25 protein-coding genes and 1 tRNA gene are annotated in these 26,727 nt (G+C 69.0%); 20 read left to right on the top strand and 6 right to left on the bottom strand.

What is annotated here, in order from left to right:
- Positions 1 to 68 precede the first annotated feature (68 nt).
- Genes ileS through ndk form a run of 4 tightly spaced genes read left to right on the top strand, consistent with a single transcriptional unit; the run spans position 69 to position 5,602 of the window.
- Positions 69 to 3,446, top strand: coding sequence for an isoleucine--tRNA ligase (gene ileS / locus MTS1_RS01600; protein ID WP_023950801.1), 3,378 nt, complete (start codon positions 69 to 71; stop codon positions 3,444 to 3,446).
- Complete coding sequence (locus MTS1_RS01595; protein ID WP_023950799.1) at positions 3,443 to 4,795, top strand: folylpolyglutamate synthase/dihydrofolate synthase family protein; 1,353 nt, start codon at positions 3,443 to 3,445, stop codon at positions 4,793 to 4,795. The genes ileS and MTS1_RS01595 overlap by 4 nt, the downstream gene beginning before the upstream one ends.
- Positions 4,783 to 5,184, top strand: coding sequence for a DUF4233 domain-containing protein (locus tag MTS1_RS01590; protein ID WP_023950797.1), 402 nt, complete (start codon positions 4,783 to 4,785; stop codon positions 5,182 to 5,184). Before MTS1_RS01595 ends, MTS1_RS01590 begins: the two co-directional genes overlap by 13 nt.
- A gap of 1 nt (position 5,185) precedes the next feature.
- Complete coding sequence (gene ndk, locus MTS1_RS01585; RefSeq protein WP_023950795.1) at positions 5,186 to 5,602, top strand: nucleoside-diphosphate kinase; 417 nt, start codon at positions 5,186 to 5,188, stop codon at positions 5,600 to 5,602.
- Positions 5,603 to 5,665: 63 nt separating this feature from the next.
- Here ndk and MTS1_RS01580 read toward each other — a convergent pair whose 3' ends face one another.
- Positions 5,666 to 6,265 carry a vitamin K epoxide reductase family protein gene (locus tag MTS1_RS01580; protein ID WP_023950794.1) on the bottom strand — a complete coding sequence of 200 codons (600 nt, stop codon included), beginning with the start codon at positions 6,263 to 6,265 and terminating at the stop codon, positions 5,666 to 5,668.
- A gap of 278 nt (positions 6,266 to 6,543) precedes the next feature.
- Here MTS1_RS01580 and MTS1_RS01575 point away from each other — a divergent pair, with 278 nt between their 5' ends.
- On the top strand, positions 6,544 to 8,958 hold the full coding sequence (locus tag MTS1_RS01575; protein WP_023950792.1) for an Rne/Rng family ribonuclease: 2,415 nt from the start codon (positions 6,544 to 6,546) through the stop codon (positions 8,956 to 8,958).
- Positions 8,959 to 8,992: 34 nt separating this feature from the next.
- Here the strand turns inward: MTS1_RS01575 and MTS1_RS01570 are convergent, their stop codons facing one another.
- Positions 8,993 to 9,265 carry a DUF4031 domain-containing protein gene (locus MTS1_RS01570; RefSeq protein ID WP_023950790.1) on the bottom strand — a complete coding sequence of 91 codons (273 nt, stop codon included), beginning with the start codon at positions 9,263 to 9,265 and terminating at the stop codon, positions 8,993 to 8,995.
- A 233-nt stretch (positions 9,266 to 9,498) separates the two neighbouring features.
- Here MTS1_RS01570 and rplU point away from each other — a divergent pair, with 233 nt between their 5' ends.
- The 10 genes from rplU (at position 9,499) to MTS1_RS01520 (ending at position 16,323) form a co-directional block, all read left to right on the top strand.
- A complete protein-coding gene (gene rplU / locus MTS1_RS01565; RefSeq protein WP_023950787.1) occupies positions 9,499 to 9,807 on the top strand; it encodes a 50S ribosomal protein L21 in 309 nt (102 codons plus the stop codon).
- A gap of 17 nt (positions 9,808 to 9,824) precedes the next feature.
- Positions 9,825 to 10,082: a 50S ribosomal protein L27 gene (rpmA, locus tag MTS1_RS01560; protein ID WP_023950785.1), complete on the top strand. Its 258-nt coding sequence runs from the start codon at positions 9,825 to 9,827 to the stop codon at positions 10,080 to 10,082.
- A 73-nt stretch (positions 10,083 to 10,155) separates the two neighbouring features.
- Positions 10,156 to 11,667, top strand: a complete 1,512-nt coding sequence (obgE, locus tag MTS1_RS01555; protein WP_023950784.1) for a GTPase ObgE — start codon at positions 10,156 to 10,158, stop codon at positions 11,665 to 11,667.
- On the top strand, positions 11,664 to 12,488 hold the full coding sequence (gene proB, locus MTS1_RS01550; protein WP_036304581.1) for a glutamate 5-kinase: 825 nt from the start codon (positions 11,664 to 11,666) through the stop codon (positions 12,486 to 12,488). Before obgE ends, proB begins: the two co-directional genes overlap by 4 nt.
- Positions 12,489 to 12,526: 38 nt before the next feature.
- Positions 12,527 to 13,789: a glutamate-5-semialdehyde dehydrogenase gene (locus tag MTS1_RS01545; RefSeq protein WP_023950782.1), complete on the top strand. Its 1,263-nt coding sequence runs from the start codon at positions 12,527 to 12,529 to the stop codon at positions 13,787 to 13,789.
- Between the two features lie 47 nt (positions 13,790 to 13,836).
- On the top strand, positions 13,837 to 14,064 hold the full coding sequence (locus tag MTS1_RS01540; protein ID WP_023950781.1) for a hypothetical protein: 228 nt from the start codon (positions 13,837 to 13,839) through the stop codon (positions 14,062 to 14,064).
- Positions 14,065 to 14,074: 10 nt separating this feature from the next.
- Complete coding sequence (gene nadD / locus MTS1_RS01535; protein ID WP_023950780.1) at positions 14,075 to 14,671, top strand: nicotinate-nucleotide adenylyltransferase; 597 nt, start codon at positions 14,075 to 14,077, stop codon at positions 14,669 to 14,671.
- Positions 14,668 to 15,837 (top strand): hypothetical protein, encoded by a 1,170-nt coding sequence (locus tag MTS1_RS01530; protein ID WP_023950779.1) that lies wholly within the window; start codon positions 14,668 to 14,670, stop codon positions 15,835 to 15,837. The genes nadD and MTS1_RS01530 overlap by 4 nt, the downstream gene beginning before the upstream one ends.
- Complete coding sequence (rsfS, locus tag MTS1_RS01525; protein WP_023950777.1) at positions 15,834 to 16,223, top strand: ribosome silencing factor; 390 nt, start codon at positions 15,834 to 15,836, stop codon at positions 16,221 to 16,223. Before MTS1_RS01530 ends, rsfS begins: the two co-directional genes overlap by 4 nt.
- Before the next feature lie 27 nt (positions 16,224 to 16,250).
- A tRNA-Ala gene (locus MTS1_RS01520) sits at positions 16,251 to 16,323 on the top strand.
- Positions 16,324 to 16,677: 354 nt separating this feature from the next.
- On the opposite strand, the gene MTS1_RS01515 is transcribed toward MTS1_RS01520, so the two are convergent.
- Genes MTS1_RS01515 through MTS1_RS01500 form a run of 4 tightly spaced genes read right to left on the bottom strand, consistent with a single transcriptional unit; the run spans position 16,678 to position 20,110 of the window.
- Positions 16,678 to 17,601, bottom strand: coding sequence for a hypothetical protein (locus tag MTS1_RS01515; RefSeq protein WP_023950776.1), 924 nt, complete (start codon positions 17,599 to 17,601; stop codon positions 16,678 to 16,680).
- 37 nt (positions 17,602 to 17,638) lie between these two features.
- Entirely contained in the window at positions 17,639 to 18,346 is a 708-nt protein-coding gene (locus MTS1_RS01510) for an SOS response-associated peptidase (protein ID WP_023950774.1), read from the bottom strand.
- Positions 18,347 to 18,390: 44 nt separating this feature from the next.
- Entirely contained in the window at positions 18,391 to 19,425 is a 1,035-nt protein-coding gene (locus MTS1_RS01505) for an App1 family protein (RefSeq protein ID WP_023950772.1), read from the bottom strand.
- Positions 19,426 to 19,429: 4 nt separating this feature from the next.
- Positions 19,430 to 20,110: a DedA family protein gene (locus MTS1_RS01500; RefSeq protein WP_036304580.1), complete on the bottom strand. Its 681-nt coding sequence runs from the start codon at positions 20,108 to 20,110 to the stop codon at positions 19,430 to 19,432.
- A 42-nt stretch (positions 20,111 to 20,152) separates the two neighbouring features.
- Here MTS1_RS01500 and MTS1_RS01495 point away from each other — a divergent pair, with 42 nt between their 5' ends.
- From MTS1_RS01495 to MTS1_RS01475, 5 genes are all read left to right on the top strand, one after another.
- Positions 20,153 to 21,487, top strand: coding sequence for an anthranilate synthase component I family protein (locus tag MTS1_RS01495; RefSeq protein WP_036304872.1), 1,335 nt, complete (start codon positions 20,153 to 20,155; stop codon positions 21,485 to 21,487).
- A gap of 51 nt (positions 21,488 to 21,538) precedes the next feature.
- A complete protein-coding gene (gene leuS, locus MTS1_RS01490) occupies positions 21,539 to 24,121 on the top strand; it encodes a leucine--tRNA ligase (protein WP_023950768.1) in 2,583 nt (860 codons plus the stop codon).
- Between the two features lie 73 nt (positions 24,122 to 24,194).
- Positions 24,195 to 24,623 carry a thioredoxin family protein gene (locus MTS1_RS01485; RefSeq protein ID WP_036304871.1) on the top strand — a complete coding sequence of 143 codons (429 nt, stop codon included), beginning with the start codon at positions 24,195 to 24,197 and terminating at the stop codon, positions 24,621 to 24,623.
- A 1-nt stretch (position 24,624) separates the two neighbouring features.
- Positions 24,625 to 25,140 (top strand): DUF4395 domain-containing protein, encoded by a 516-nt coding sequence (locus MTS1_RS01480; RefSeq protein ID WP_023950764.1) that lies wholly within the window; start codon positions 24,625 to 24,627, stop codon positions 25,138 to 25,140.
- Between the two features lie 205 nt (positions 25,141 to 25,345).
- Positions 25,346 to 26,719, top strand: coding sequence for a glutamate decarboxylase (locus MTS1_RS01475; RefSeq protein ID WP_023950763.1), 1,374 nt, complete (start codon positions 25,346 to 25,348; stop codon positions 26,717 to 26,719).
- Positions 26,720 to 26,727: the final 8 nt, after the last annotated feature.

Here is a 26,727-nt window from a genome sequence, read left to right as displayed (position 1 = left end):
GGGCAAGCGGGGTGGTACCGCGGTCGCACGATCGTCCTCGCAGGAAGTCCGACCCTGCGAGAGAAGCCATGACCTATCCGAAGTCCTCTGCTTTCGGCCCCGCCGCCGACAGCGTCGTGCCCAGCCCCCGCTTCCCCGACGTCGAGCGGGAGGTGCTCGCGTTCTGGGAGCGCGACGACACCTTCCGCAGCTCGATCGCGCGACGGGAGGGGGCACCCGAGTGGGTCTTCTACGACGGCCCGCCCTTCGCCAACGGCCTGCCGCACTACGGTCACCTCCTCACCGGGTACGCCAAGGACGTCTTCCCGCGTTTCCAGACGATGCGCGGAAAGAAGGTCGACCGCGTCTTCGGCTGGGACACCCACGGTCTCCCGGCTGAGCTCGAAGCGATGAAGCAGCTCGGAATCACCGAGAAGAGCGAGATCGAGGCGATGGGCATCGCCGCCTTCAACGACAAGGCGCGTTCCTCCGTGCTCGAGTACACGCGCGAGTGGGAGGACTATGTCACCCGCCAGGCGCGCTGGGTCGACTTCGAGCGCGGATACAAGACGCTCGACACGGGCTTCATGGAGTCGGTGCTCTGGGCGTTCAAGGAGCTGTGGGACAAGGACCTCGCGTACGAGGGCCACCGCGTGCTGCCCTACTGCTGGCGCGACGAGACGCCGCTGTCGAACCATGAGCTGCGCATGGACGACGACGTCTACAAGATGCGCCAGGATCCCTCGGTGACCGTCACCTTCCCGTTCGTGGGCGCCAAGGCCGAGTCGCTCGGACTCACCGGTGTGCGCGCTCTCGCGTGGACGACGACGCCGTGGACTCTGCCGACAAACCTCGCCCTCGCCGTCGGCCCCGACATCCGCTACGTCGTGCTGCCCGGCGGTCCGGCCGGCGCGGCCGACGTCCACGAGGACCGCGCCGAGGCCGACGCGCACCGCTACCTCCTCGCCGAGGAACTGCTCAGCGGCTACGCGAAGGACCTCGGGTACGCCGACGCCGAAGAAGCGCGCGCGGCGGTGGAGCGGACGCTTCCGGGCAGCGAGCTCGCCGATGTGCAGTACGACCGGCTCTTCGACTACTACGCGGATGCCGAGACCTGGGGCACCGGTTCGGCATGGCGCGTGCTCGTCGACGACTACGTCACCACCACGGACGGAACCGGTATCGTCCATCAGGCGCCGGCCTACGGCGAGGACGACCAGCGCGTGACTGCCGCGGCCGGTATCCCGCTGATCATGAGCCTCGACGACGGCGGGCGCTTCCTCCCGCAGGTCACCGACGTGGCGGGCGAGCTGTGGATGGACGCCAACCGGCCCCTCATCCGCCTGCTGAAGGCCGATGGCCGCCTCCTTCGCGAGGCGAGCTACGAGCACTCCTACCCGCATTGCTGGCGCTGCCGCAACCCGCTCATCTACAAGGCTGTGTCGAGCTGGTTCGTGCGCGTCACGGCGATCAAGGACCGCCTGCTCGAGCTCAACGAGCAGATCACCTGGGCGCCCGAGAACGTCAAGCACGGGCAGTTCGGGAAGTGGCTCGAGGGCGCGCGCGACTGGTCCATCAGTCGTAACCGCTTCTGGGGCTCCCCGATCCCGGTCTGGAAGAGCGACGACCCCGAGTACCCGCGTACCGATGTGTACGGCTCGCTCGCGGACATCGAACGCGACTTCGGGCGTCTGCCGCGCAACGAGGCCGGCGAGATCGACCTGCACCGGCCGTTCATCGACGACCTGACGCGTCCGAACCCCGACGACCCCACGGGCCGCTCCACGATGCGCCGCATCGAGGACGTCTTCGACGTGTGGTTCGACTCGGGGTCGATGCCCTACGCACAGGTGCACTACCCCTTCGAGAACCGCGAGTGGTTCGACGAGCACGCGCCGGCCGACTTCATCGTGGAGTACATCGGGCAGACGCGCGGCTGGTTCTACGTCATGCACGTGCTCTCGGGCGCCCTGTTCGACCGGCCCGCGTTCTCGGGCGTCGCCTGCCACGGCATCGTGCTCGGCAGCGACGGTCAGAAGATGTCGAAGTCGCTGCGCAACTACCCGGACGTGTCCGAGGTCTTCGACCGCGATGGGTCCGACGCGATGCGCTGGTTCCTCATGGGGTCGTCGGTGCTGCGCGGCGGCAACCTCGTGGTGACCGAGGAGGGCATCCGCGCCGGCGTGCGCGAGTTCCTGCTTCCGCTGTGGAACACCTGGTACTTCTTCGCCACCTACGCCAACGCCGCCGGCGGCGAGGGCGGGACGGGCTACCAGGCGCGACGTCGCACCGACTCCACCAACGTGCTCGACCGCTACATCCTGGCGCTGACCGGCGACCTCGTGCGCGATGTCGCCGCCGACCTCGAGGCTCTCGACTCCACGATGGCCGCCGCGAAGCTCCGCGACTTCGCCGAGGCGCTCACGAACTGGTACATCCGCCGCTCGCGCGATCGCTTCTGGGTGGGCGTCGTTCCCGGCGACGATTCGTCGACGGAAGCCTTCGACACCCTGTACACGGTGCTCGAGACGCTGACCCGTGTGGCCGCACCGCTCCTCCCGCTCGTGAGCGAGCGGGTCTGGCAGGGCCTGACCGGAGGACGCAGCGTCCACCTGGAGGACTGGCCCGACGCCGCCGAGTTCGCTCCGGCCGCCGACATCCGCTCGGCGATGGATGCCGTCCGCGAGGTGTCGTCGGTGGCCAACGCGCTGCGGAAGAAGGAAGGCAAGCGCGTCCGGCTGCCCTTGCCGCAGCTCACCGTCGCGATCACCGATGCGGCGGCTCTGGAGCAGTTCGCCGACATCCTCCGCGACGAGCTCAACGTGAAGGATGTCGCCGTCGCCGAGCTCTCCGACGACCTCGCGGCCTCGTACGGCATCAGCCAGCGCCTCTCCGTCAATGCGCGCGCGGCCGGTCCGCGACTGGGCAAGCAGGTGCAGCATGTCATCGCGGGTGCCCGGGCGGGCCTGTGGAGCGAGCAGGACGGCGTCGTGACCGTCGACGGCGTCGCCCTCGAGCCCGGCGAATACGACCTGACCCTCGAGGCGGGCGGCGTCGCGGAGGGCACCGCCATCGCTCTCCTGTCCGGGGGCGGATTCGTGCTGCTCGACACGACGACCACTGCGCAGCTCGAGGCCGAAGGCCTCGCACGCGACGTCATCCGGGCCGTGCAGGACACGCGCAAGGCCGCCGGTTTCGAGGTCAGCGACCGCATCCGTCTCGCGCTCGCGTTCGATGCCGACGAGGACGCCGCCGCTGTCGCATCGGCGTTCGACGCGGCCGACGTCGCGGGAGAGACCCTGGCTCGCGAATGGATCGTGCGGACATCCGCGCAGACCCTCGCCGCGTCCGCGGAGTTCGACGCCGCGGACGAGCCCGACTTCGCGGCGGTCGTCGCCGCGAAGACCTACGCGAACCGCGGCGACCTCACCGTGAGCGTCACCCGTCTGACAGGAGAGAGCGCATGACCGATCAGGCCCGTGCGGATGCCGTCTACACGGCGCTGCTGCAGCGTCAGGGGGAGCAATGGGTGCAGCCGCGCGTCGAGCGCACCCGGCGCGTCCTCGAGCTGCTGGACGACCCGCAGCGCACCTATCGCGTCGTGCACGTAACGGGAACCAACGGGAAGACCTCGACGAGCCGCATGATCGAGAGCCTCGTGCGGGCGCATGGACTGCGCACCGGGCTGTTCACGAGCCCCCACCTCGAGCGGTTCACCGAGCGGATTCTCATCGACGGCGAGCCGATCGCGGATGCCGCGGTCGCCGACGCCTGGGAGGAGATCGCGCCCTTCGTCGACCTCGTCGACGCCGAGCTGGCCGCTGCGGACGACGCCCCCCTGACGTTCTTCGAACTGCTGACGGTGCTCGCCTTCGTGGCCTTCTCCGACGCTCCGGTGGATGTCGCCGTCGTCGAGGTGGGCATGGGCGGGTCGTGGGACTCGACCAACACCGCCGACGGCGACGTCGCGGTCATCGGCCCCGTGGCGCTGGACCACGCCGACCGCCTCGGCGAGACGATCGGCGAAATCGCCGCGGTCAAGGCGGGCATCATCAAGCCGGGCGCGGCGGTCGTCTCGGCCGTGCAGACCCCCGAGGCGGCCGCGCAGATCCGGGCGCGCGCTGCGGAGGTCGCGGCCACCGTCGGCTTCGCCGGCGATGAGTTCGGCCTGTCTGGTCACAGCCTCGCCGTGGGTGGTCAGCAGATCAGCGTGCGCGGTCGGGCGGGGGAGTACCCCGAGCTCTACCTGCCTCTCTACGGATCCCATCAGGCGGAGAACGCCGCACTGGCGGTCGCCGCCGTCGAGGCTCTCATCGGGGCCGAGGACCAGGCCCTTCACCCGGAGGTCGTGGCGGACGGTCTCGGCGCGGTCACCTCTCCCGGCCGGCTGCAGCTGCTCGGGATCAGTCCGACGGTGCTCGTCGACAGCGCCCACAACCCCCACGGGGCCGCCGCCCTCGCCGCGGCGCTGCGCGAATCGTTCGACTTCGACGAGTGGGGTGTCGTGCTGGGTGTCCTCGGCGACAAGGATGCCGCCGGAATCGTCGACGCCCTGGCGCCGGTCGCCGCTCACGTCTTCGCGACCGCGCCCGACTCGGAGCGCGCCTCGGATCCGACCCTCGTGGCCGACCTCGCGGAGGAACACGGGCTCGGCGTCACCGAGCACCGCGATCTCGTCGACGCGGCCGAGGCAGCGCGCGAGTGGGCAGCGGACGGGGAGCGGCGAGCGGTTGTCATCGCCGGCTCGGTCGTGCTCGCCGGTGAGGCGATCGCCCTCGCCGCCGCGGAGGACTGGAAGTCGGGATGGCAGGCGTGAGTCGGCCCCGGGAACGCCGGCGCCGTGGTGCCGCCGAGTCCCTCGGCTCGGTCGTCCTCGGGTTCGAGTCGATCGTCGTCTTCCTCGGAGGCCTCACGGTGTACGGACTCGGCGTCCTGCCCGACGGCGTGCCGGACTGGTGGGGCGTCGTCGCGGGCGCGGTGCTCGCCGTCGCGATGATCGTCACCTCCGGCGTCCTGCGCCACCGGTGGGGGATCGTGCTGGGCTGGGCCCTCCAGGTCATCCTGGCTCTCGGCGTGTTCCTCGTACCTGCGCTCGGAATCGTCGCACTGGTTTTCGGCGGCATGTACGCGTATGCGACCATCAAGGGGGCTGCTCTCGACCGGCGCAACGCCGCCCTCGCAGCCGACGAATCGAACGGAGACTGACATGCCCACCGAAGAGACCCTCGTTCTCGTCAAGCCCGACGGCGTGGCTCGCGGCCTCACCGGCGCGATCCTGGCTCGTATCGAAGCCAAGGGATACGCGCTCGTCGACATCCGTCTGGTCGAGGCCGACCGTGAGCTGCTCGAGCAGCACTACGCCGAGCACGCGGGCAAGCCGTTCTACGAGCCGCTGCTCGAGTTCATGCAGAGCGGACCGTCGGTGGCCATCCGCCTCGCCGGCAATCGTGTCATCGAGGGCTTCCGGTCCCTCGCCGGGACCACCGATCCGACGACGGCGGCCCCCGGAACGATCCGCGGCGACTTCGGTCGCGACTGGGGCCTGGCTGTTCAGCAGAACCTCGTCCACGGTTCCGACAGCCCCGAGTCCGCAGCCCGCGAGCTGCAGATCTGGTTCGGCTGAGCGGCACAGCGGCATCCCGCCCGCGACTCGATGTCACGACGTCGGCTCGCGGGCGTCGTCGTTTCAGAGGAAGCCGATCCAGTCCAGCCGGAGCTGCGCGACGACGGCGATCGCGACGTAGCTCAGGACGGCCAGGAGCGGGACCCAGCCCGACAGCGTGCCCGCGACCGCGCGGCCTCGACGCGGGAGCGGAACGGTGCCCGAGCGCAGGACGTGGAGAGTCACGGCGTAGAAGCTCGGGATCGTCACGAACCAGGTGACCATGCACCACGGGCAGAGGGTGCCGAGCACGAAGATGCTCTGCGAGATGAGCCAGATCACGAACCCGAACGCGAACGCCATGCCCGCCCAGAACAACAGCCAGAACCACCGCGCGAAGCGTGCGCCGGCGAGGATCGCCGCGCCCACCACGATCGGCGCGACCCAGCCGGTGAGCCCGAGCAGCGGGTTGGGGAAGCCGAAGACCGACCCCTGCGGCGATGTCAGGTTGGCACCGCACTGCACGACGAGGTTGAAGTCGCAGGATGCCGTCGCTGTCGCGTCCTCGAGAAGGTGCAGTCGCTCGGTCGTCAGAGCGAAGGCGGCGATCCATCCGATCACGCCCGCGATCATCAGCCAGACGGCGAGTGCGACGGGGCGGGCATGGCTTCGGGAAGCGGGCATGATCGCGATTATCGCATCGCTGCCGATGGCCCGGCCGTGAGCGTCGGGGCCCGCGTCCCACGAAGGGACGCGCGTAGTGCGATAATGGATGTCGATGCACGCACGCAGCCGCGCTGCGACAGTGCGTCACGAGAGACTTCGGGCAATGGCTGCCCACGCAGGCCGCGCCGAGAGCCGGCTGCACACCGAGTGAGTTCGCGGCTCGTCCTTCCGGGAGCGACGCCGCCAGAGATGTGCCGGGTGGCGCGCGGTGCCGCCCGAAGAGGAGTACGCCAGTGATGGCCGACGATCGCAATGACAACCCGACCCCCGATGAGTCCGAGAACGCGGTAGACCCCGCCGCGGCCGAACTGGCCGATGCCGTGACGTCGATCGACGCCACCGAGGAGCACATCGACAGCGGACGGGCAGCCGAGGACGATGCCCCGGAGCCCGCTGCCGGCGCCGATGAGTCGGCCGCCGCTCCCGACGAGCCCGTGCCTGCTGAGGAGTCCTCCCCGGCGCAGGAGGAGGTCCGTGGGGAAGAGCAGGCTCCTGCTCCGCAGCCCGAGCCCGCGGAGGAACCCGCCCCCGCAGAAGAGCCTGCCCCCGCCGAGGAACCCGCCCCCGCAGAGGAACCCGCCCCCGCCGAAGAGGCGGCGGACGCCGGCCCTCCGACCGCGGTCTCGCTCGGTCTCCTGCCCGCCGAGTTCGTCTCCGCGGTATCCACCGCGCTGCATTTCTACGCTCCCGAGATCCCGCCGCTTCCGGCGCTGCCGGACGACGTCGAGGACGACGACTCCGCGTCCTCATCGGGCTCGAGCAGCTCGCGCCGTCGCGGCCGCCGCCGCGGCGGGTCGAACGGCGATGAGGGCAATGAGCCTGCTCCGCGCCAGCGCGCGGTGGAGCTCATCACCGAACCGCAGCGCATCAAGGGCTCCACCCGGCTCGAGGCGAAGAAGCAGCGCCGCCGCGACGGCCGCGAAGCGGGTCGTCGGCGCACCGTCGTGACCGAAGCCGAGTTCCTCGCCCGCCGCGAGGCGGTCGACCGGGTCATGATCGTTCGATCCAAGAACGGTCGCATCCAGATCGCCGTCCTCGAGGACAACGTGCTCGTCGAGCACTACGTCGCGCGCAACCAGGATGCCTCGCTGATCGGCAACGTGTACCTCGGGCGCGTGCAGAACGTGCTCCCGAGCATGGAGGCCGCCTTCGTCGACATCGGCCGTGGTCGCAACGCCGTGCTCTACTCCGGCGAGGTCGACTGGGATGCCGTCGAGACGGGCAACCAGCCGCGCCGCATCGAGCTCGCACTCAAATCCGGCGACCGCGTCCTCGTCCAGGTCACGAAGGATCCGGTCGGGCACAAGGGTGCGCGCCTGACGAGCCAGATCTCGCTCCCCGGCCGCTACCTCGTGTACGTCCCGGGCGGTGCGATGAATGGCATCTCGCGCAAGCTTCCCGACACCGAACGGGCGCGTCTCAAGCGCATCCTCAAGGAGGTCCTCCCCGAGTCGTCGGGCGTCATCGTGCGCACCGCCGCGGAGGGCGCGACGGAAGACCAGCTCACGCGAGACGTGCAGCGGCTCACCTCGCAGTGGGAGCACATCAGCTCGCAGCTCGAGAAGATCCAGGCTCCCGCGCTCCTGCACTCCGAGCCCGACCTTCTCGTGAAGATCGTCCGCGACGTCTTCAACGAGGACTTCTCGCGCATGCTGATCCAGGGCGACGAGGCCTACTCGACGATCACGTCGTACCTCACGGGAGTCGCGCCCGATCTCCTCGAGCGCGTCGAGAAGTACGAGGACGAGCAGGACCCCTTCGACGCGTTCCGGGTCACGGAGCAGATCGAGAAGGCGCTGGATCGCAAGGTGTGGCTGCCCTCGGGCGGTTCGCTCGTGATCGACCGCACCGAGGCGATGACCGTGGTGGATGTGAACACGGGGAAGTTCGTCGGATCGGGCGGCAATCTCGAGGAGACCGTCACCAAGAACAACCTCGAGGCCGCCGAGGAGATCGTCCGGCAGCTGCGCCTGCGGGACATCGGCGGCATCATCGTCGTCGACTTCATCGACATGGTGCTCGAGTCCAACCGCGATCTCGTGCTGCGGCGTCTGATCGAATGCCTGAGCCGTGACCGCACGAAGCACCAGGTCGCCGAGGTCACCTCGCTGGGTCTGGTCCAGATGACGCGCAAGAAGCTGGGCCTCGGGCTCCTGGAGACCTTCAGCGAGGCGTGCGAGGTGTGCGCCGGCCGCGGCGTCATCGTCCACCACGATCCGGTGGTCAAGCACCGCGGCGCCGGCTCCCAGAACGGCAACGGCAACGGTTCGGCGCGCCGCAACGGCCGTGGCGGCGGTAACGCGGCTCCCGCGCCCGCGAACGGCGGCACCCACGTCATCACCGAGGGCGCGAAGTCGGCACTCGCCCAGATCGCCGCGTCGACGATCCAGGCGACTGCTGCGGAGGAGGACGCCGAGATCATCACCGTCCCGGTGGAGGCGGAGTCCGCACCCGTCGAGCGCCCGAAGAAGCCACGGCGCAAGAAGGCCGAGCCCAAGGCGCCGCGAACCGAGAAGGACCTGCTCCTCGACTCGGTGCTCAACGCGCTCCCCGAACCCAAGGCTCCCGGTCAGGGCCGCGGACGTCGCCGCGTGACGACCGCCGCCCTCAGCGGCACCCCGGTATCGGCGGCGCCGGCCTCGGACGACTGAGGTCGATCGTCACGACGAACGCCGCGGGATCGCTTCAGATCCCGCGGCGTTCGCGCGCGGTGACACGCAGCCCGGAGGCGATGAGGCGACGCACCAGTTCGTGGCCGGACACGTGCTGTGCGCCGCCGGCGACCAGGCGGTCGAACGCCGAGTCGGGGACGTCGTAGTGATCGAGGTCGAAGGCGCGGGCGGGCACCTCATGACGGCGGGCGAACGCGTGCAGTTCATCGAGATCCGAGTCGCTGACGAGGTGCGACCAGAGGCTGCCGTGCGCCGGCCAGCGCGGATCGTCGATCAGTATCGCCATCCTCCGATCCTACGAAGCGGATGCCGCGGGGGCGCCGGGCCGCGACACACCCGGCCGTCCTTTTGCCGGATCTCCCGGCATCCGGTAAAGTGGACCCTCGGTGCAGCGAGTCCGTCGACGTCCCGTCGTTATCGCGGCTCAGCCACAGGATCATCTGGGGCACGCGCACCAAGACTTTCCAGTCTCGCAAAGACAATCGGAGCCGTGCGCTCCACAGAAGAAACAGGTGTGAAGTGGTTTACGCAGTTGTGCGCGCCGGCGGCCGTCAGGAGAAGGTCGAGGTCGGCACGATCGTCGTCCTCGATCGTCAGGCGGCTCAGATCGGCGACAAGCTCGAGCTTCCCGCCGTTCTCCTCGTCGACGGCGACGCCGTGACCACCGACGCTGACAAGCTCGCGAAGGTCACGGTCACCGCCGAGGTTCTCGGTGAGGAGCGCGGCCCGAAGATCGTGATCCAGAAGTTCAAGAACAAGACCGGCTACAAGAAGCGCCAGGGCCACCGTCAGGACCTCACGCGCGTCAAGATCACCGGCATCAAGTAAGCCAGGGAGACGCAGAGATGGCACACAAAAAGGGCGCAAGCTCCACCCGTAACGGTCGTGACTCCAACGCACAGCGCCTCGGCGTGAAGCGCTTCGGCGGCCAGGCCGTCAACGCCGGCGAGATCCTCGTCCGCCAGCGCGGCACGCACTTCCACCCCGGCGCCAACGTCGGCCGTGGCGGCGACGACACCCTGTTCGCACTTGCGGCCGGTGCCGTCGAGTTCGGCACGAAGGGTGGCCGCAAGGTCGTCAACATCGTGGCGGCAGCCGAGTAATTCGGACCAGACCACTTCGCGGCGAGGGGCGGGCTTCGGCTCGCCCCTCGCCCTGTTTTCCAGGAGGCACCGCATGGTGACGTTCGTCGACCGGGTCACGCTGCATCTGCGTGCCGGCAAGGGCGGCAACGGCTGCGTGTCGGTGCGCCGTGAGAAGTTCAAGCCGCTCGCCGGCCCCGACGGGGGAAATGGCGGTGACGGCGGAGACGTCGTCCTCGTCGCCGACCCCCAGGTGACGACCCTGCTGTCGTATCACCACTCGCCGCACCGCTCGGGTGGCAACGGCGGATTCGGCATGGGCGACAACCGTTCGGGCGCGGCGGGGGAGCACCTCGAGCTCCCGGTGCCGGTCGGCACGGTCGTGAAGACGCCCGAGGGCGAGACGCTCGTCGACATGGTCACCCCGGGGATGCGGTTCGTCGTGGCTCCCGGCGGCCAGGGCGGACTCGGCAACGCGGCGCTGGCCTCTCCGAAGCGCAAGGCTCCCGGTTTCGCGCTCCTGGGCACCCCCGGCTGGGAGGGCGACGTTCAGCTCGAGCTGAAGACCGTCGCCGACATCGCGCTCGTCGGATTCCCGTCGGCGGGCAAGTCGAGCCTCATCGCCGCGATGTCCGCCGCGCGCCCCAAGATCGCCGACTACCCGTTCACGACGCTGCACCCGAACCTCGGCGTCGTGCAGGCCGGCGACATCCGCTACACGATCGCGGACGTGCCCGGCCTCATCGAGGGTGCGAGCGAAGGCCGAGGGCTCGGGCTCGAGTTCCTCCGTCACGTCGAGCGCTGCTCGGCCCTCGTCCACGTGCTCGACTGCGCCACGCTGGAGCCCGGACGCGACCCGATCACCGATCTCGACGTGATCCTCGCCGAGCTCGGCGCCTACCCGGTGCCCGAGGGGCAGATTCCGCTGCTCCAGCGCCCGCAGCTGATCGCGCTGAACAAGACCGACGTCCCCGAGGCACGCGACCTGGCCGACCTCGTCCGTCCGGATCTCGAAGCGCGCGGCTACCGCGTGTTCGAGATCTCCACCGTGAGCCGGCAAGGCCTGCGCGAGCTCTCGTTCGCCATGGCGGAGCTCGTCGCCGAGCACCGCGTTTCGGCAGCGGCCGAGGTGCCCGCCGAGCGGATCGTCATCCGCCCCAAGGGCACCGAGCGCGACTTCACCGTCCGCGTCGAAGGCGGGACGTACGGCAACGTCTACCGCATCCTGGGGGCGAAGCCGGTTCGGTGGGTCCAGCAGACCGACTTCCAGAACGAGGAGGCCGTGGGCTTCCTCGCGGATCGTCTCGACAAGCTCGGTATCGAAGACGAACTGTTCCGCCTCGGTGCGACCCCGGGGTCGACGGTGGTCATCGGCGAGGGCGACGGGATCGTCTTCGACTGGCACCCGTCACTCTCGTCTGCCGCCGAACTGATGTCCGCTCCGCGCGGTACCGACCCGCGCCTCGATCTGAACCCGCGCCGGACCTCCAATCAGCGCCGCGAGCGCTATCACGAGCGTATGGATGCGAAGGCGGAGGCCCGTGCCGAGCTCGAGGCGGAGCGCCGCGCGGAGAAGTCGCGAGGTGCCGACGAGGACGACGCATGAGCCTGCTCTCGCGCGCCGAGCTCAACGGTGCCCGACGTGTGGTCGTGAAAGTGGGCTCGTCGTCCATCAGCGGTGAGAACGCGGGCAAGATCGACTCGCTCGTGGACGCCCTCGCGCAGGCGCACGCTCGGGGCACCGAAGTGGTGCTCGTGTCGTCGGGAGCGATCGCGACCGGTATGCCGTATCTGCGTCTCGACGAGCGACCGACCGACCTGGCGACCCAGCAGGCCGCCGCCGCGGTCGGCCAGAACGTCCTCGTCTACCGCTATCAGGACGCGCTGCGGCAGTACGGCATCGTCGCCGGTCAGGTTCTGCTGACAGCCGGCGACTTCGACGATCCGACGCACCGCTCGAATGCACGGCGCGCGATGGAGCGGCTGCTCGGACTGCGGATCCTGCCGATCGTGAACGAGAACGACACCGTAGCCACGCACGAGATCCGCTTCGGCGACAACGATCGGCTCGCCGCGCTCGTGTCGCGCCTCATCGGTGCCGATGCCCTCGTGCTCCTGAGCGACATCGCGTGCCTCTACACCCGGCCCCCGAGCGAACGGGGCGCACGCCCCATCGAGAAGGTCGCGTTCGACGACGACCTGAGCGCATACGAGTTCGGGGCGACGGTCGTCAACAGCGTCGGCACCGGCGGCGCGGCCACGAAGGCCTCGGCGGCGCGGCTGGCTGCCGAAGGCGGCGTAGCCGCGCTCGTGACGAGCATCGACCTCGCGAGCGACGTGCTCGCCGGGGCCGATGTCGGCACGTGGTTCGAAGCGAATCCGGCGCCGGTTCTCCCGCAGGGCACCGGAGCCATCGGCGTCGCCTGAGACGGGTTCGCCACCGTCCCCGTCGCTAGACTGACGGGATGACCACCGCCGTCGCTACCGACGTCCCCGAGCGCCTCCGCGCCGCCAAGCGCGCGAGCCGATCGATCGGCCTCCTCGACGATGTCGCCAAGACGGCCCTCCTCGACGGTATCGCCGACGCGCTGATCGCCGACACCGCGCGCATCGTCGCGGCCAACCGCGATGACCTCGAGCGCGGGGATGCGGCGGGTATCTCTGCGGGCCTGCGCGACCGGCTCCTCCTCGACGACGGGCGCATAGCCGCGCTCGCGAGCGCGGTCCGCGATGTGGCGCGGCTTCCCGACCCCGTCGGCCGTGTGCTCGACGAGCGGGAACTGCCCGGAGGCGTGCGGCTGCAGAAAGTCTCGGTGCCCTTCGGCGTGGTCGCCTCGATCTACGAGGCGCGGCCCAACGTCACGGTCGACATCACGGCCCTGGCGCTCCGTTCCGGAAACGCCGTGGCGCTTCGCGGAGGATCGGCCGCGCAGTCCACGAACGGCGCCCTCATCGCGTCGATGCGGAATGCGCTCGATCGTGCCGGAGTAGACGCCGACGGCATCCAGACCGTCGATGATTTCGGCCGCGACGGCGCTCGGTTCCTCATGCGCGCGCGAGGCTTGGTCGATGTGCTCGTTCCCCGCGGCAGCGCTCAGCTCATCGAGACCGTCGTGACGGAGTCGACGGTTCCCGTCATCGAGACGGGCGCGGGCGTCGTGCACATCGTGCTCGACGAGTCCGCGCCGCTCGACTGGGCTCGCGACATCGTCGTGAACGCGAAGGCGCAACGACCGAGCGTCTGCAACGCCGTGGAGACCGTGCTCGTCGTGCGTTCGGCAGCCGACCGCCTCATCCCGCCGGTGTCGGAGGCGCTCGTCGAAGCCGGCGTCACCATCCACGGCGACGACGCGGTGCGTCGACTGGTGCCAGAGGCCGTCGAGGCGACCGAGGACGACTGGGCGACCGAGCACATGAGCCTCGACCTCTCGATGCGGGTGGTCGACGACCTCGACGAAGCCCTCGAGCACATCCGCCGCTATTCGACGATGCATACCGAGGCGATCGTGACGGCCGACGACGCTCATGCCGAACGCTTCCTCGCCGAGGTGGACGCCGCGGTCGTCATGGCCAACGCCTCGACGCGGTTCACCGACGGCGGCGAGTTCGGCTTCGGCGCCGAGGTCGGCATCTCGACCCAGAAACTGCACGCCCGCGGTCCGATGGGACTTCCCGAGCTGACCAGCACGAAGTGGCTCGCGCGCGGCGCCGGGCAGACACGCGCCTGACCACCTAAACTTGAGATGCGCCGCCGCGCGAAACGAACGGAGCCCCGATGACCCTCGCCACGATCACCGCATTCGCCGCCGAGCAGACCGAGCACCACGGCAATGTGCAGGCGGAGACGATGATCTTCGGCGTCATCGCCCTGGTCATCTTCCTCGCCCTCGGTCTCGTGACGCTGTCGTACCGCAACGTCGCGAACCGCCACGCCGGCAAGGCGGAGGCCTACGCCGCGGCCCACGGCAACCAACTGACGCAGTCGGAGAACGGCCACCACTGAGGCTGCTCCGATGACGGGAACGCGTGCGCCGCGTATCGGCGTGATGGGCGGCACGTTCGACCCGATTCATCATGGGCACCTCGTGGCCGCGAGCGAGGTCGCGCAGTCGTTCGACCTCGACGAGGTCGTCTTCGTGCCGACCGGCACGCCGTGGCAGAAGTCGTTCGTGTCACCGGGGGAGCACCGGTATCTGATGACGGTGATCGCGACGGCGTCGAACCCGATGTTCACCGTGAGTCGCGTCGACATCGACCGCGACGGCCCGACGTACACGATCGACACACTGCGTGATCTCAAGGCCCAACGTCCCGAGGCGGACTTCTTCTTCATCACCGGGGCTGACGCCATCGCGCAGATTCTCAGCTGGAGGAACCATGATGAACTGTGGGAGCTCGCCCACTTCGTCGCGGTCTCGCGTCCCGGCCACACGCTTTCGAGTGCCGGACTGCCCAGCGATGACGTGAGCCTGCTCGAGATCCCCGCGCTGGCCATCTCGTCGACCGACTGCCGGGCACGCGTCGGACGCGGACATCCGGTGTGGTACCTCGTTCCAGACGGGGTCGTCCAATACATTGCGAAGCATCATCTCTATCGGAGCAAGGCATGAGCGACAAAGAGCAACAGCCACCGACTCCGCAGCTGACGCGCCGGCAACTGCGTGAGCTGCGCAACACGGCTTCCAATCCGATCATCGTCGACCCCGAAGCCGCCGACGACGCGTCGGCGACCGCAGCGGAGCAGACGCCCGCCCCCGCGCCGCTGCCGCGTGCGGCGGAGCCGGTGGAGGTTCCCCCGGCTCCGGTGCCGCAGGCCTCGGTCGATCTCGGATCGCCCGCGCTGACCCGCCGTCAGGCTCGACTGCAGGAGAAGATTCGCACGGCTTCGATCCCGGTCGTGACCTCCACCGGCGAGCACGCGGCCGTCGTCGCCGAACCCGACGCGGATGCGCCCGGTCAGAGCGACGCCGACGATGCGGCTCGTGCGATCGAGCCCGACGCCTCCGACGAGGCCGTCCAGTCGGATCGCGAGCACGACGCTCCTGAGGCCGAGGGTGCCGACGGCACGGATGCCGAGACGACGGCGGCCCCGCCGAACGTCATCGCCTCCGAGTTCGAGCCCACCGACTCCGACGCCGTCGATTCCGAGACCATCGCCGAGGATCACGTCGCCGAAGACGACATCGTCGCGAACGATGAGAGCGCGAACGATGAGAGCGCGAACGATGAGAGCGCGGACCACGAGAGCGCGGACGAAGCGGAGCCCGAGCGTCACGTCGTTTCGAACGACCTCGGCGCTGACCTGCTCGCGGGGGAGTCCGCGGCAACGGATGTGCCGGCATCCTTCGATCAGCTGCTCTCGCGCAGTGCCGCCGCGACGGGCGTTTTCACGACGCCGAACGCGTTGATCCTCGCGGAGAACCCGGACGGCGGGCCGTTGGTGGCACCGGTCACCGCGACCGGCGAGGTCCTGATCACCGGGACGTTCACCCTGCCCGAGAACTTCGGTTCGACCGGCGTTGTCCCGGGTGTTGCGGACGGAAAGGAGGTCGATGCGGTCCTCGTGGACGGCGAGCTGCCGGCCTCATCGTCTCCGACGCCCATCGCCGCGAGCGCGGCCATTTCGACCATCAAGAGCGCGGAGGACGTCATCCGTCCGCCGGCGCCGGAGAAGGGCAGCCGTTGGACGGTCGCCCTCGCTATCACCGCGGGGGCGCTCGCTCTCGCTCTGGCGGGCGTTCTGCTCGTCTCGCTTTTCACAGGAGTCTTCGGATGAGTTCACAAGCAGTCATCGACATGGTCGCCGTCGCGGCGGCGGCCGCGGAATCGAAGGGCGGCGAAGATCTCGTCGCCCTTGACGTGTCGCAGCCTCTCCCGCTCGTCGACGCCTTCCTGCTCGTCAGCGGCAACAGCGAGCGCAACGTCGCCGCGATCGCCGACGCGGTCGAGGAGAGCATGCTCGAAGCCGGGCACAAGCGCCTGCGTCGTGAGGGACGTACGGAGTCGCGCTGGGTGCTGCTCGACTTCGGCGACCTCGTCGTGCATGTGTTCCACGAGCAGGAGCGCGTCTACTACGGGCTTGAGCGCCTGTGGAAGGACTGCCCGGTGATCCCCATCGAGGCCACCGTGGTCACGAGCACCCCCGGAGATGTTGTAAGCTAAATGAGTTCCCGCGAGAGCGGAAACCACGGGCCTGTGGCGCAGCTGGTAGCGCACCTGCATGGCATGCAGGGGGTCAGGGGTTCGAGTCCCCTCAGGTCCACCGATCAATATGAAATGCCCCGCCTCCGGCGGGGTTTTTTCGTGTGCGTCGTCGTCCGCATCACAGCTTCCTCATGCGCGCCGCGGATCATTTGTATCCGTTCATCGAATTCACCGGAATCACCGCGGCAGACGATGACGTTCTCAGCCGCCGCTCACTGTTGCAGCTCCGAGAACATCACCTCGGGAAACGGGGCGTGGTACACGATCCCCCGCGCCGGGAACACATACGACTGCATCCTCGAATCGGGGAACAACAGCAATGCGGTGACCGTGCTGCACCGATAAGACCCTCAGGAATGCGCAGAGCGTCGTGGTAATCGGCGTCGACGGTGTTCACGGCCCGACCGCACGGTCACACATCACGTGGTGGGGCCGCGGATCGATCTGCACGCGCGGCTCGCCGCTCGGGCTCTGATCCGACGACATCGAGCACCGCGGCGCGCAACGCCTGGCCGCGGGCGCTCAGCAGCCGCTGCTGGCGCACATACTCGGCCTTTCCGTCGGCCGTCTCGATCGCAACGGGGGAGTAGCCCCAGTCACGCAGGTCGTAGGGCGAGGCGCGCATATCGAGTTCTCGGATGTCGCGAGCCAGGACGAATGCGTCGAGGAGCAGGTGCCCCGGAACGAGGGGGCCGAGCTTCAGCATCCACTTGTAGACGTCCATGCCGGCGTGCAGGCATCCCGGTTGCTCGCGTCCGGGCGCCCCTTCTCGGTCGAGCGGTTCGCGGTTGCGCGGCACCGCCTCGGGGGTGAAGAAGCGGAAAGCGTCGAAGTGCGTGCAGCGTAGGTCGTGGGCCTCGACAACGGCATCCGTTCCCGCCGCGCCGAGCCGGAGCGGGATCTCGTGCCGCGTGGCGTCGGCGCGGTAGACCATCGCCCATTCGTGCAGGCCGAAGCACCCGAAAGCAGCCGGGCGATCGCGCGTCGCACGGAGGATGCCCGTCACGCCGCGGTAGAGCGATGCGCGCTCGGTCCGGAACTGCTCGTCGGCCACGCGCGCGTGGGCGTCGCCGACCGTCTCGTACCAGCGCCAGCCGCCACGCTCCTTCGCAGCGCCCTCGAGCACAACGTGCGGGCCCGGGTGCCAGCGCCGGAGGATGGCCGGCTTGTAGGAGTAATACGTGAACAGGAAGTCCTCGACCGGATGCTTCTCAGCGCGCGAAGCGCGCCGCCGGTGGGCCTCGGTCAGTGCCTCAGCGCGCTCCGCATGCGCATCGGACAGCGCGCGCCAGACCTCCGGCGCGAGCTGAACGGGTTCGAAGGGGCGGAGCGTCACCTCTCGAGGATAGACACCGGTGCGCTGGGAGACCGCGTCATGCCGGCTCGATGAGCGATGGATCGTCGTTGCGCACGTTGCCCACAGCAGACCCGACGGAGAACCAGGTGAGCGTGTCGACGACGGACGGCGCCGCGTCCGCCACCGCGTCGAGCAGATCGGCCGGGTACTCGGTGGTGGGATCGAGCCACACGTCGGCGTACTCAGCGTCGATCATCAGCGGCATCCGGTCGTGGATCTCCGCCAGACCGCCGACCGCGGAGCGGGTCAGGATGGTGAAGGTCAGCAACCAGCGGCCGGGATCGTCGGCGGGACGCGACGGATCCTTCCACCACTCGTAGAGCCCGGCGAAGAAGAGCGGCTCCCCGTTCTCGGGCCGGATGAAGTGAGGCGTCTTGTCCCCGGTGGCGCCTTGCCACTCGTAGTAGCCCGAGGCCGGGATGACGGCACGGCGCGAGACCAGCGCATCACGGAACGTCGGCTTCTCAGCTGCTTCTTCGGACCGCGCGTTGAACGCGCGTGCGCCGACCGACGGATCCTTGGCCCATGCGGGCACGAGGCCCCAGCGGGCGGAGGCGAGGCGACGCGTCGGCGGCTCGGTCTTGGCCGAGTCGAGCACGATCGTCGCCTGGGACGTGGGCGCGATGTTGAACGAGGGAGAGGGCAGATCGTCGGGAACGATTTCGGCGTGCAGAACGCTCGCGAGCTCGGAACCGACGCGGGCTACGACGAAACGACCGCACATGTCTCCAGCGTAGGGCGCGCGTGCGACATCCGTCCGCGCCGCCCTCAGTCGCGCTCGATGACGCCGACATCGGCGAGCCGGTCCAGGAGCGCCGCTCCATCCGACCCGGTGACCCAGGGCACCTGTGCCGCGGAGTGATCGTTGACCGCGGTGCGGCCACCCGCGAGGACGGCCTCAGCGGGCGACAGCCGCCGGATCGCGACCGCGCGCACCCGGTCGGGGTTCTCGCTGGCGAAGGCCGTGTACAGCGCGTCGTCGTGCTGACCGTCATCGCCGACGAGGAGCCAGCGGACGTTGGGGAACTCCTTCGCGAGGCGCCGCAGATTCTCGGCCTTGTGATCGCGTCCGCTGCGGAACCAGCGGTCGTGTGTCGGTCCCCAATCGGTCAGGAGCATCGGACCCGACGGGAAGACGTGCCTTCTGAGGAACCGCATGAGGGTCGGCGCGACGTTCCAGGCGCCCGTCGAGAGATAGATGACGGGGCTGCCGGGACGGTCACGCGTGAGGCGCTCGAGCATGACGGCCATCCCGGGAACCGGCTGACGCGCGTGCTCGTCGAGGACGAAGGAGTTCCATGCCGCCACGAACGGGCGCGGCAGAGCGGTCACCATGACGGTGTCGTCGATATCGGAGATGATGCCGAAGTCGGTGTCGCCGGCGATCACGAAGACCCGTGTCTCGATGACCTCGCTGCCCTCGACGGTCATCGTGATCGTCTGCCAGCCGGGTTCGAGCGTCCCGGGCAGCTCGACGTCGATGACGCCACCGCGGTCCGCCACGATCGCGTGCGTCGTGCCGGCGACGGTCACCTCGACCTGCGCGAACGCCACCGGCACCGACGCGAAGCTGCGCCAGCCACGGACCGACGCGTACTCCCCGCCCTTCGTAGGGCTTTTCTGGGGTGCGATCAGCACGCGCCCGAGGACGCGGACCCACCCGTCACCGCCGTAGCCCGCGTATGCGGCGACGGTCGGTCGTTGACCGCGCGCGCGGGCGCGTCGTTCGCGCCACGAGTGGAAGCGGCGCTCGAGGCGCGCCAACCACAGGATCTTCTTCCGTGGTGCGGGTGAGGAAGCCATCGCTTCAGTCTTTCACGTCCCCGTCCGCGAGTCGGGTCTTCTCCTCCTCGAGCCGCAGATGACGCGCCTCCCGCCGGGTGATCAGACGCTTCACGAGGTACGCGAGAACCAGGAACACGACGATGACGGCGACGAAGAGGTATCCGGCGTACTGGATGTTGTCCGAGACGGCGCGATAGGTCTTCGCCGCCGCGGCGACGACACCCACGTAGAGCGAGGTCCAGATGACGCAGGCCGGGGCCGTCCACGCGATGAAGCGGCGATACGAGAAGCCGCTCATGCCGACCGTCAGCGGCACGAGCGAGTGCAGGACGGGCAGGAACCGCGAGAGGAAGATCGCGGGCCCGCCACGGCGGCGCAGATACAGCTCCGAACGCACCCAGTTGTCCTCGCCGATGCGGCGGCCGAGCCGAGAGAAGCGGATGCGGGGGCCGAGCCAGCGCCCGAGCGCGAACCCGATCGACTCTCCTGCGAGCGAGCCGGCGACGACCGCCGCGCCGAGGATGAAGCCCTCGCCGACACTCCCGACCGCGGTCGCGGCCACGATCACCACGGTGTCACCGGGCACCACCAGGCCGATGAGCACGCTGGTCTCGAGCATGATCGCGATTCCCGCCACAACCGTGCGCAGCACCGGGTCGATGCTCTGCACAGTGTTCAGAATCCAGTCGAGGATCTCGTTCACGCTCCGAGCCTAGGGGCGCGACCTAAGACATAACCTGTGATCGTGCCCGAGACGACCAGCTTCCGCTGCCTCGACGGGTGGATCGATCCCGCCGACCTCATCGGCACGGTGCCCGGCGAGCACGTCTTCTGGCTCGACGCCGGTGTCGACGCTGATTCGGGATGGAGTTGGCTCGGTTCCGGCGAGCCGGCCGACGCTCCCGACCCGATCGTGGACGGGTCGTCGACGTGTGCGAGGAGCGGCGGGGAGCGCGTCGGGCCCTTCGGCGGCGGCTGGGTCGGCTGGACGGGCTACGACGCTGCGGCCGCACGAGCGGGAGCGCCGGCGCAGCGCGATGCCGAGGAACCCGACGCGCTCTGGCTGCGGGTGGATCGGTTCGTGGCGTTCGACCACGCGGAGCGGCGCGTGTGGGTGGCGGCACCGGCGGACGCAGTGGCGGACTTCGCCGCAGAGGTCGACCGCTGGCGTACGGCCGCTGCCGCTGCCGGCGTCGGCGAGCCATCGGCGCTCCCTCGTCGCCTCGTCGCCGCGGCTCGCGTCGGGCCCGAACGCTACGCCGCACTCGTCGAGGACTGCCGCAGCGCGATCCGCCGGGGTGACGCGTACCAGCTCTGTCTCACGACCCGGTTCACGGTGCGGGACGAGCGCCCGATCGATGCGCTCGGGGTGTTCCGGAGGCTCCGGGGCGCGTCGTCGTCGCATCACGGCGCGCTGATCCGATCGGGGGAGCGGGCGCTGATCAGCGCGAGCCCGGAGCGATTCCTCGGACTCGCCGATGGAACCGTCCTGACGAGCCCGATCAAAGGAACCCGGGGTCGCGGCGGCGATGCGGCATCCGATGCCCGGCTCGTCCGGGATCTCCTGACGAGCCCGAAGGAGCGCGCGGAGAACGTCATGATCGTCGACCTCATGCGCAACGACCTCCAGCGCGTGAGCGAGCCCGGCTCCGTCGTGGTCGAGCGGCTGCTCGAGGTCGAGACCTATCCGACCGTGCACCAGCTGGTCAGCAGCGTGTCGGGATCGATACGACCGGGCACGCGACTGTCGGAGGTCCTCGCCGCGACGTTCCCGGCCGGGAGCATGACCGGCGCGCCGAAGCTCTCGGCGATGACGATCCTCCATGCTCTCGAGCGCGCCCCGCGCGGGACGTACGCGGGGTGCTTCGGTTGGGTCGGCCACGACGGCGATGCGGATCTGGCGATGATCATCCGGTCGATCGTCGTCGACGCCGTCACCGCCTACGTCGGGGCGGGCGGTGGCATCACATGGGGATCCGAGCCGGACGCCGAGGTCGACGAGGTGGCGCTGAAGGCGCAGGCACCGCTCGCCGCGCTCGGCGCCGACCTGCCGCCCCGGTGGCGGGAGCGGGTCCGGTAGCCTGGAAGCGGTGCTCTCGCGCCTTTTTCGCATTCCCAGATTGGTTCACCCGTGACCGACAGCTCCACTGATCGCGCCAACACGCCCGATTCCGCCGCATTCGACGCCCACGCCGTTCAGGCGAAGTGGCAGCGCGCCTGGGCAGACGCCGATCCCTTCCGTGCCGGCGGCGATGACGACAAGCGTCCCCGCAAGTACGTCCTGGCGATGTTCCCGTACCCCTCGGGCGACCTCCACATGGGGCACGCCGAGAACTATCTCTACTCCGACATCGTGGCCCGCTTCTGGCGGCACCGCGGCTACAACGTGCTGCATCCCATCGGCTGGGACAGCTTCGGTCTGCCCGCTGAGAACGCCGCCATCAAGCGCGGCGCCGACCCCCGAGCGTGGACGTACGACAACATCGCCCAGCAGAAGCAGAGCCTGCACGAGTACGGCGTCTCGTTCGACTGGAGCCGCGTGCTTCACACGAGCGACCCCGAGTACTACACCTGGAACCAGTGGCTCTTCCAGAAGCTCTATGAGAAGGGGCTGGCTTACCGCAAGGAGAGCCCGGTCAACTGGTGCCCGAACGACCAGACGGTGCTCGCCAACGAGCAGGTCGTCGACGGGCACTGCGAGCGCTGCGGTGCCGAGGTGATCAAGAAGAAGCTCACACAGTGGTACTTCAAGATCACCGAATATGCCGACCGCCTGCTCGACGACCTGAACCAGCTCGAGGGCTTCTGGCCGCAGAAGGTCATCCAGATGCAGCGCAACTGGATCGGTCGATCGGTCGGCGCCGACATCGACTTCGAGATCGAGGGCCGTGACGAGAAGGTCACCGTCTTCTCGACCAGGCCGGACACGCTGCACGGTGCGACCTTCATGGTCGTCGCACCCGACTCCGACCTCGCAGTGGAGCTCGCGGCCGGTTCTTCCGACGAGGTGCAGCAGCGCTTCCGCGAGTACCTGCAGACCGTCCAGAAGACGAGCGAGATCGACCGGCAGACCGCGGACCGTCCGAAGACCGGCGTGTTCCTCGACCGGTTCGCCATCAACCCCATCAACGGTGAGCGGCTGCCGATCTGGGCTGCCGACTATGTGCTCGCCGACTACGGCCACGGTGCGGTCATGGCCGTCCCGGCGCACGATCAGCGTGACCTCGACTTCGCGCGAGCGTTCGACCTGCCCGTCCGGGTCGTCGTCGACACGACGGCCCCCGTGACGGGTGCGATGCCCGTCATCGAGCTCGACGACGAGGGTGTGCCCGTCGACTCCGCCCCCGCGATCGATGACCTCGACCCTGCCCGCACCGGTGTCGCCCTCACGGGTGACGGACGCATGATCAACTCGGGTGCACTGGACGGCCTGAGCAAGCGCAACGCGATCGGGCGCGCCATCGAGCAGCTGACCGCGAGCGGAACCGGCCGTGCGGCCAAGACCTACCGCCTGCGCGACTGGCTGATCTCGCGTCAGCGCTTCTGGGGTACGCCGATCCCGATGATCCACACCGAGGACGGCCGGATCGTTCCGGTGCCCGCCGAGGAGCTTCCGGTTCGCCTCCCGTCCGTGGCTGGCCTCGATCTCACGCCGAAGGGCGCGTCGCCGCTCGGTGCCGCGACCGACTGGGTCACCACGACCGACCCGGAGACGGGGGATCCCGCGCGCCGCGACCCGGACACGATGGACACCTTCGTCGACAGCTCGTGGTATTTCCTGCGATTCCTGTCGCCGAACGACGCCGGCCAGCCTTTCGCGCCTCGCGAGGCCGACAAATGGGGCCCGGTCGACTTCTACATCGGCGGCGTCGAGCACGCGATCCTGCACCTGCTCTACGCGCGGTTCATCACCAAGACCCTGTTCGACATGGGCCAGGTGGAGTTCACCGAGCCGTTCTCGAGCCTCATCAACCAGGGCATGGTCATCCTCGACGGCGCGAAGATGTCGAAGAGCAAGGGCAACCTCGTGCTCTTCCAGGAGGAGCTCGAGCAGCACGGCGCGGACGTCCTGCGTGTGGCCCTCGCGTTCGCGGGTCCGGTCGAGGACGACAAGGACTGGGCGGATGTCTCCACGACGGGCGCGGCGAAGTTCCTCGCCCGTGCGCTGCGGGTCGCCGCGGACGTGGACAGCGAGATCGACGTCGTCTGGGCCGAGGGGGATGCCGCGCTGCGTCGGGTCACGCACCGCCTGTGGGCAGACGCCCCGGGGCTCGTCGAGCAGACGAAGTTCAACGTCGTCGTCGCGCGGCTCATGGAGCTCGTGAACGCCACCCGCAAGGTCATCGACAGCGGCGCCGGCGCGAGCGACCCGGCAGTTCGCGAAGCGGCCGAGGCGGTCGCCGTCATCCTCGATCTGTTCGCTCCGCACACAGCGGAGGAGATGTGGGAGACCCTCGGGCACGAGCCCTTCGTCGGCCTCGCCGTCTGGCGCCAGCCCGACCCGACGCTTCTCGTCGAGGAGTCCGTCACCGCGGTCGTCCAGATCGACGGAAAGGTCCGGGGCACGCTCAACGTGTCGGCGAAGATCTCCTCGGATGAGCTGGAGTCACTCGCCCGCACCGACGAGAAGGTGGTCCGCGCCCTGAACGGCCGCGAGATCGCCCGAGCCGTGGTTCGCGCTCCCAAGGTGGTCAGCTTCACGACCGCTCGCTGACGACGGCGGGGGGAGTCGTCACAGGGTGACACACTTCCCCCGCCGCCGTCACCCGCGGACTACCGTGGCGATCGTGCAGCCGCTTCCCGCCGTCGTCCTGACCATCGTGCTCGTCGCGTTCGTCGCAGCGATCGGCATGATCGCCCGGCGCTCGCGCGGTCGTACGCACGACGTCGCAGACGGTGAGCTCCTGACTCCCTCGATGGTCGGCACGCCGGCCTTCGGCCAGTCCGCGACCCTGCTGCAGTTCAGCACCGAGCTGTGCTCTCGGTGCCCCGCGGCGCGGCGCGTGCTGACGTCGCTCGCGGGGGACCACGACGGCGTCCGACACGTCGAGGTGGACCTGACGCATCGTCCCGACCTCACTCGCCGGTTCGACGTCATGCAGACACCCACGGTGCTCGTGCTCGACGGCACCGGGAGGGTGCGTCAGCGCACGGGTGGAGTCCCGGATCGGTCCGCGCTCGAGACCGAGCTCACCCGTCTGCTGCAGGAGGCGTGAGATGACCGCGATCGAACGTCTCGACGTCCGTGCGCCACGCTTCGCGGCATCCATCACGGCCGTCCTGCTGCTCGCGGCTTTCCTCGCATCGCTGCTCGGAATCGCGACGGCGCCGACGGGTGCCGAGTGGCGCCTCGGAGCCGCGCCACTCGCCGATCGGGTCGTCGATGGGGGCTTCCTGCTCGTGCTCCTCGCGGCGCTCCTGTTCCTGTGGGGCGTCGTGTCACCGCGGACCGCGCCCTGGGCGGTGCTCTTCCGCCGCGTCGTGCGGCCGCGCCTGTCACCCCCGCGAGAGTTCGAGGACGCGCGTCCGCCGCGCTTCGCGCAGGGTGTGGGCCTCACGGTGACCGCGGCAGGGCTGCTGCTGCATCTCGCAGGCGTTCCGTGGGCATTGCCCATCGCGGCTGCGCTCGCGTTCGCAGCCGCATTCCTGAATGCCGCGTTCGGCTTCTGCCTCGGCTGCCAGATGTATCTGCTGCTGCAGCGGGCGGGTCTTCTCGGGCGTGCGCGGGCGTAGCCCGCTCTGACCGTACCTCCTCCGATTTCTGCGCCTGATCCGGTTTCTGAACTCCAGGTTCGGGGTCGATTCGCGGTGTCGTCGACCCCCCTTGTGACGCCTGGAGGCCCGTCCTAGCTTGGGTGGCATTCACAGGGGCGGCTTCGACCGCGGGGACACGGTCGACCCCTCGCCGCCTCTATTCGGCGTGCAATGAGGAGACGAAATGAACGACGAAACGATCAGCCCCGCAGCCCCTCTGTTCACCAGGCCCACGGAGGCGAAGGGTGCGCCGCGGCACGTGATTCCCCAAAACGAATCGCTTCCCGCGACCGCGAAGCAGATCGTCGAGGATGAAACGATCCTCGACGGGAATGCGCGTCTGAACCTCGCCACGTTCGTGAGCACGTGGATGGATGACGAGGCGAAGGACGTCTACACCTCGTCTTTCGATAAGAACATGATCGACAAGGATGAGTACCCGCAGACCGCGGCCATCGAGGACAATTGCTGGCGGATGCTCGCCAATCTGTGGAACTCGCCGGATGCCGGGCACAGCATCGGCACCTCGACCATCGGCTCTTCGGAGGCGTGCATGCTCGGCGGGCTCGCGTTCAAGCGCCGCTGGCAGCAGCTCCGCCGGGCGCAGGGCAAGGACGCGTCCACTCCGAACCTCGTCATGTCGAGCGCCGTGCAGGTGTGCTGGGAGAAGTTCTGCAACTACTTCGACGTCGAGCCCCGGTTCGTTCCGATCACGGAGGAGCACAAGACGCTCGACGGCCACGACCTGGAGAAATATGTCGACGAGAACACGATCGGCGTCGTCGCGATCATGGGCGTGACGTACACCGGGATGTACGAGCCCGTCGCGCAGATCGCTGCTGCGCTCGACGCGATCCAGGAACACACCGGTCTCGACATCCCTATTCACGTCGACGGCGCATCGGGCGGGATGATCGCCCCCTTCCTGCAGCCCGACCTGGTCTGGGACTTCCGGCTGGAGCGGGTGCACTCGATCAGCACCTCGGGCCACAAGTACGGCCTGGTGTATCCGGGCCTCGGCTGGGTCGTGTGGCGCGAAGCGCGGTGGCTGCCCCAAGACCTCGTCTTCCAGGTGAGCTATCTCGGTGGCGAGATGCCGACGTTCGCGCTGAACTTCTCGCGGCCGGGCGCTCAGGTGCTGCTCCAGTACTACCTGTTCCTCCGGCTCGGCTTCGAGGGATACCGTGCCGTTCAACAGGAGTCGCAGGACGTCGCGAAGTATCTCGCCGCCGGGATCGGCGCGCTCGATGCGTTCGAGCTGTGGAACGACGGAAGCGACATCCCGGTGTTCGCGTGGCGCTTGCAGAAGGGACACACCGACAACTGGACGCTGTACGACCTGCAGGATCGACTGCGGATGCGCGGCTGGCTGGTGCCGGCCTATCCGATGCCGGACGATCTCACCGACATCACGGTGCAGCGCATCGTCGTGCGCAATGGGTTGAGCATGGATCTCGCTCAGTCGCTGCTGGCCGACATCCAGCGTGAGGTGGCGTACCTCGACGGCCTGCAGTCGCCCATGCCCACGGCCGCCGCGAATTCGGCGTTCCACCACTGAGGCGCGTC

Origin of the sequence: Microbacterium sp. TS-1 (assembly GCF_000509385.1) — a bacterium.
GTDB lineage: Bacteria > Actinomycetota > Actinomycetes > Actinomycetales > Microbacteriaceae > Microbacterium > Microbacterium arborescens.
The sequence above is the reverse complement of the archived record's forward strand: the minus strand, read 5'-3'. Positions and strand labels throughout refer to the sequence as shown.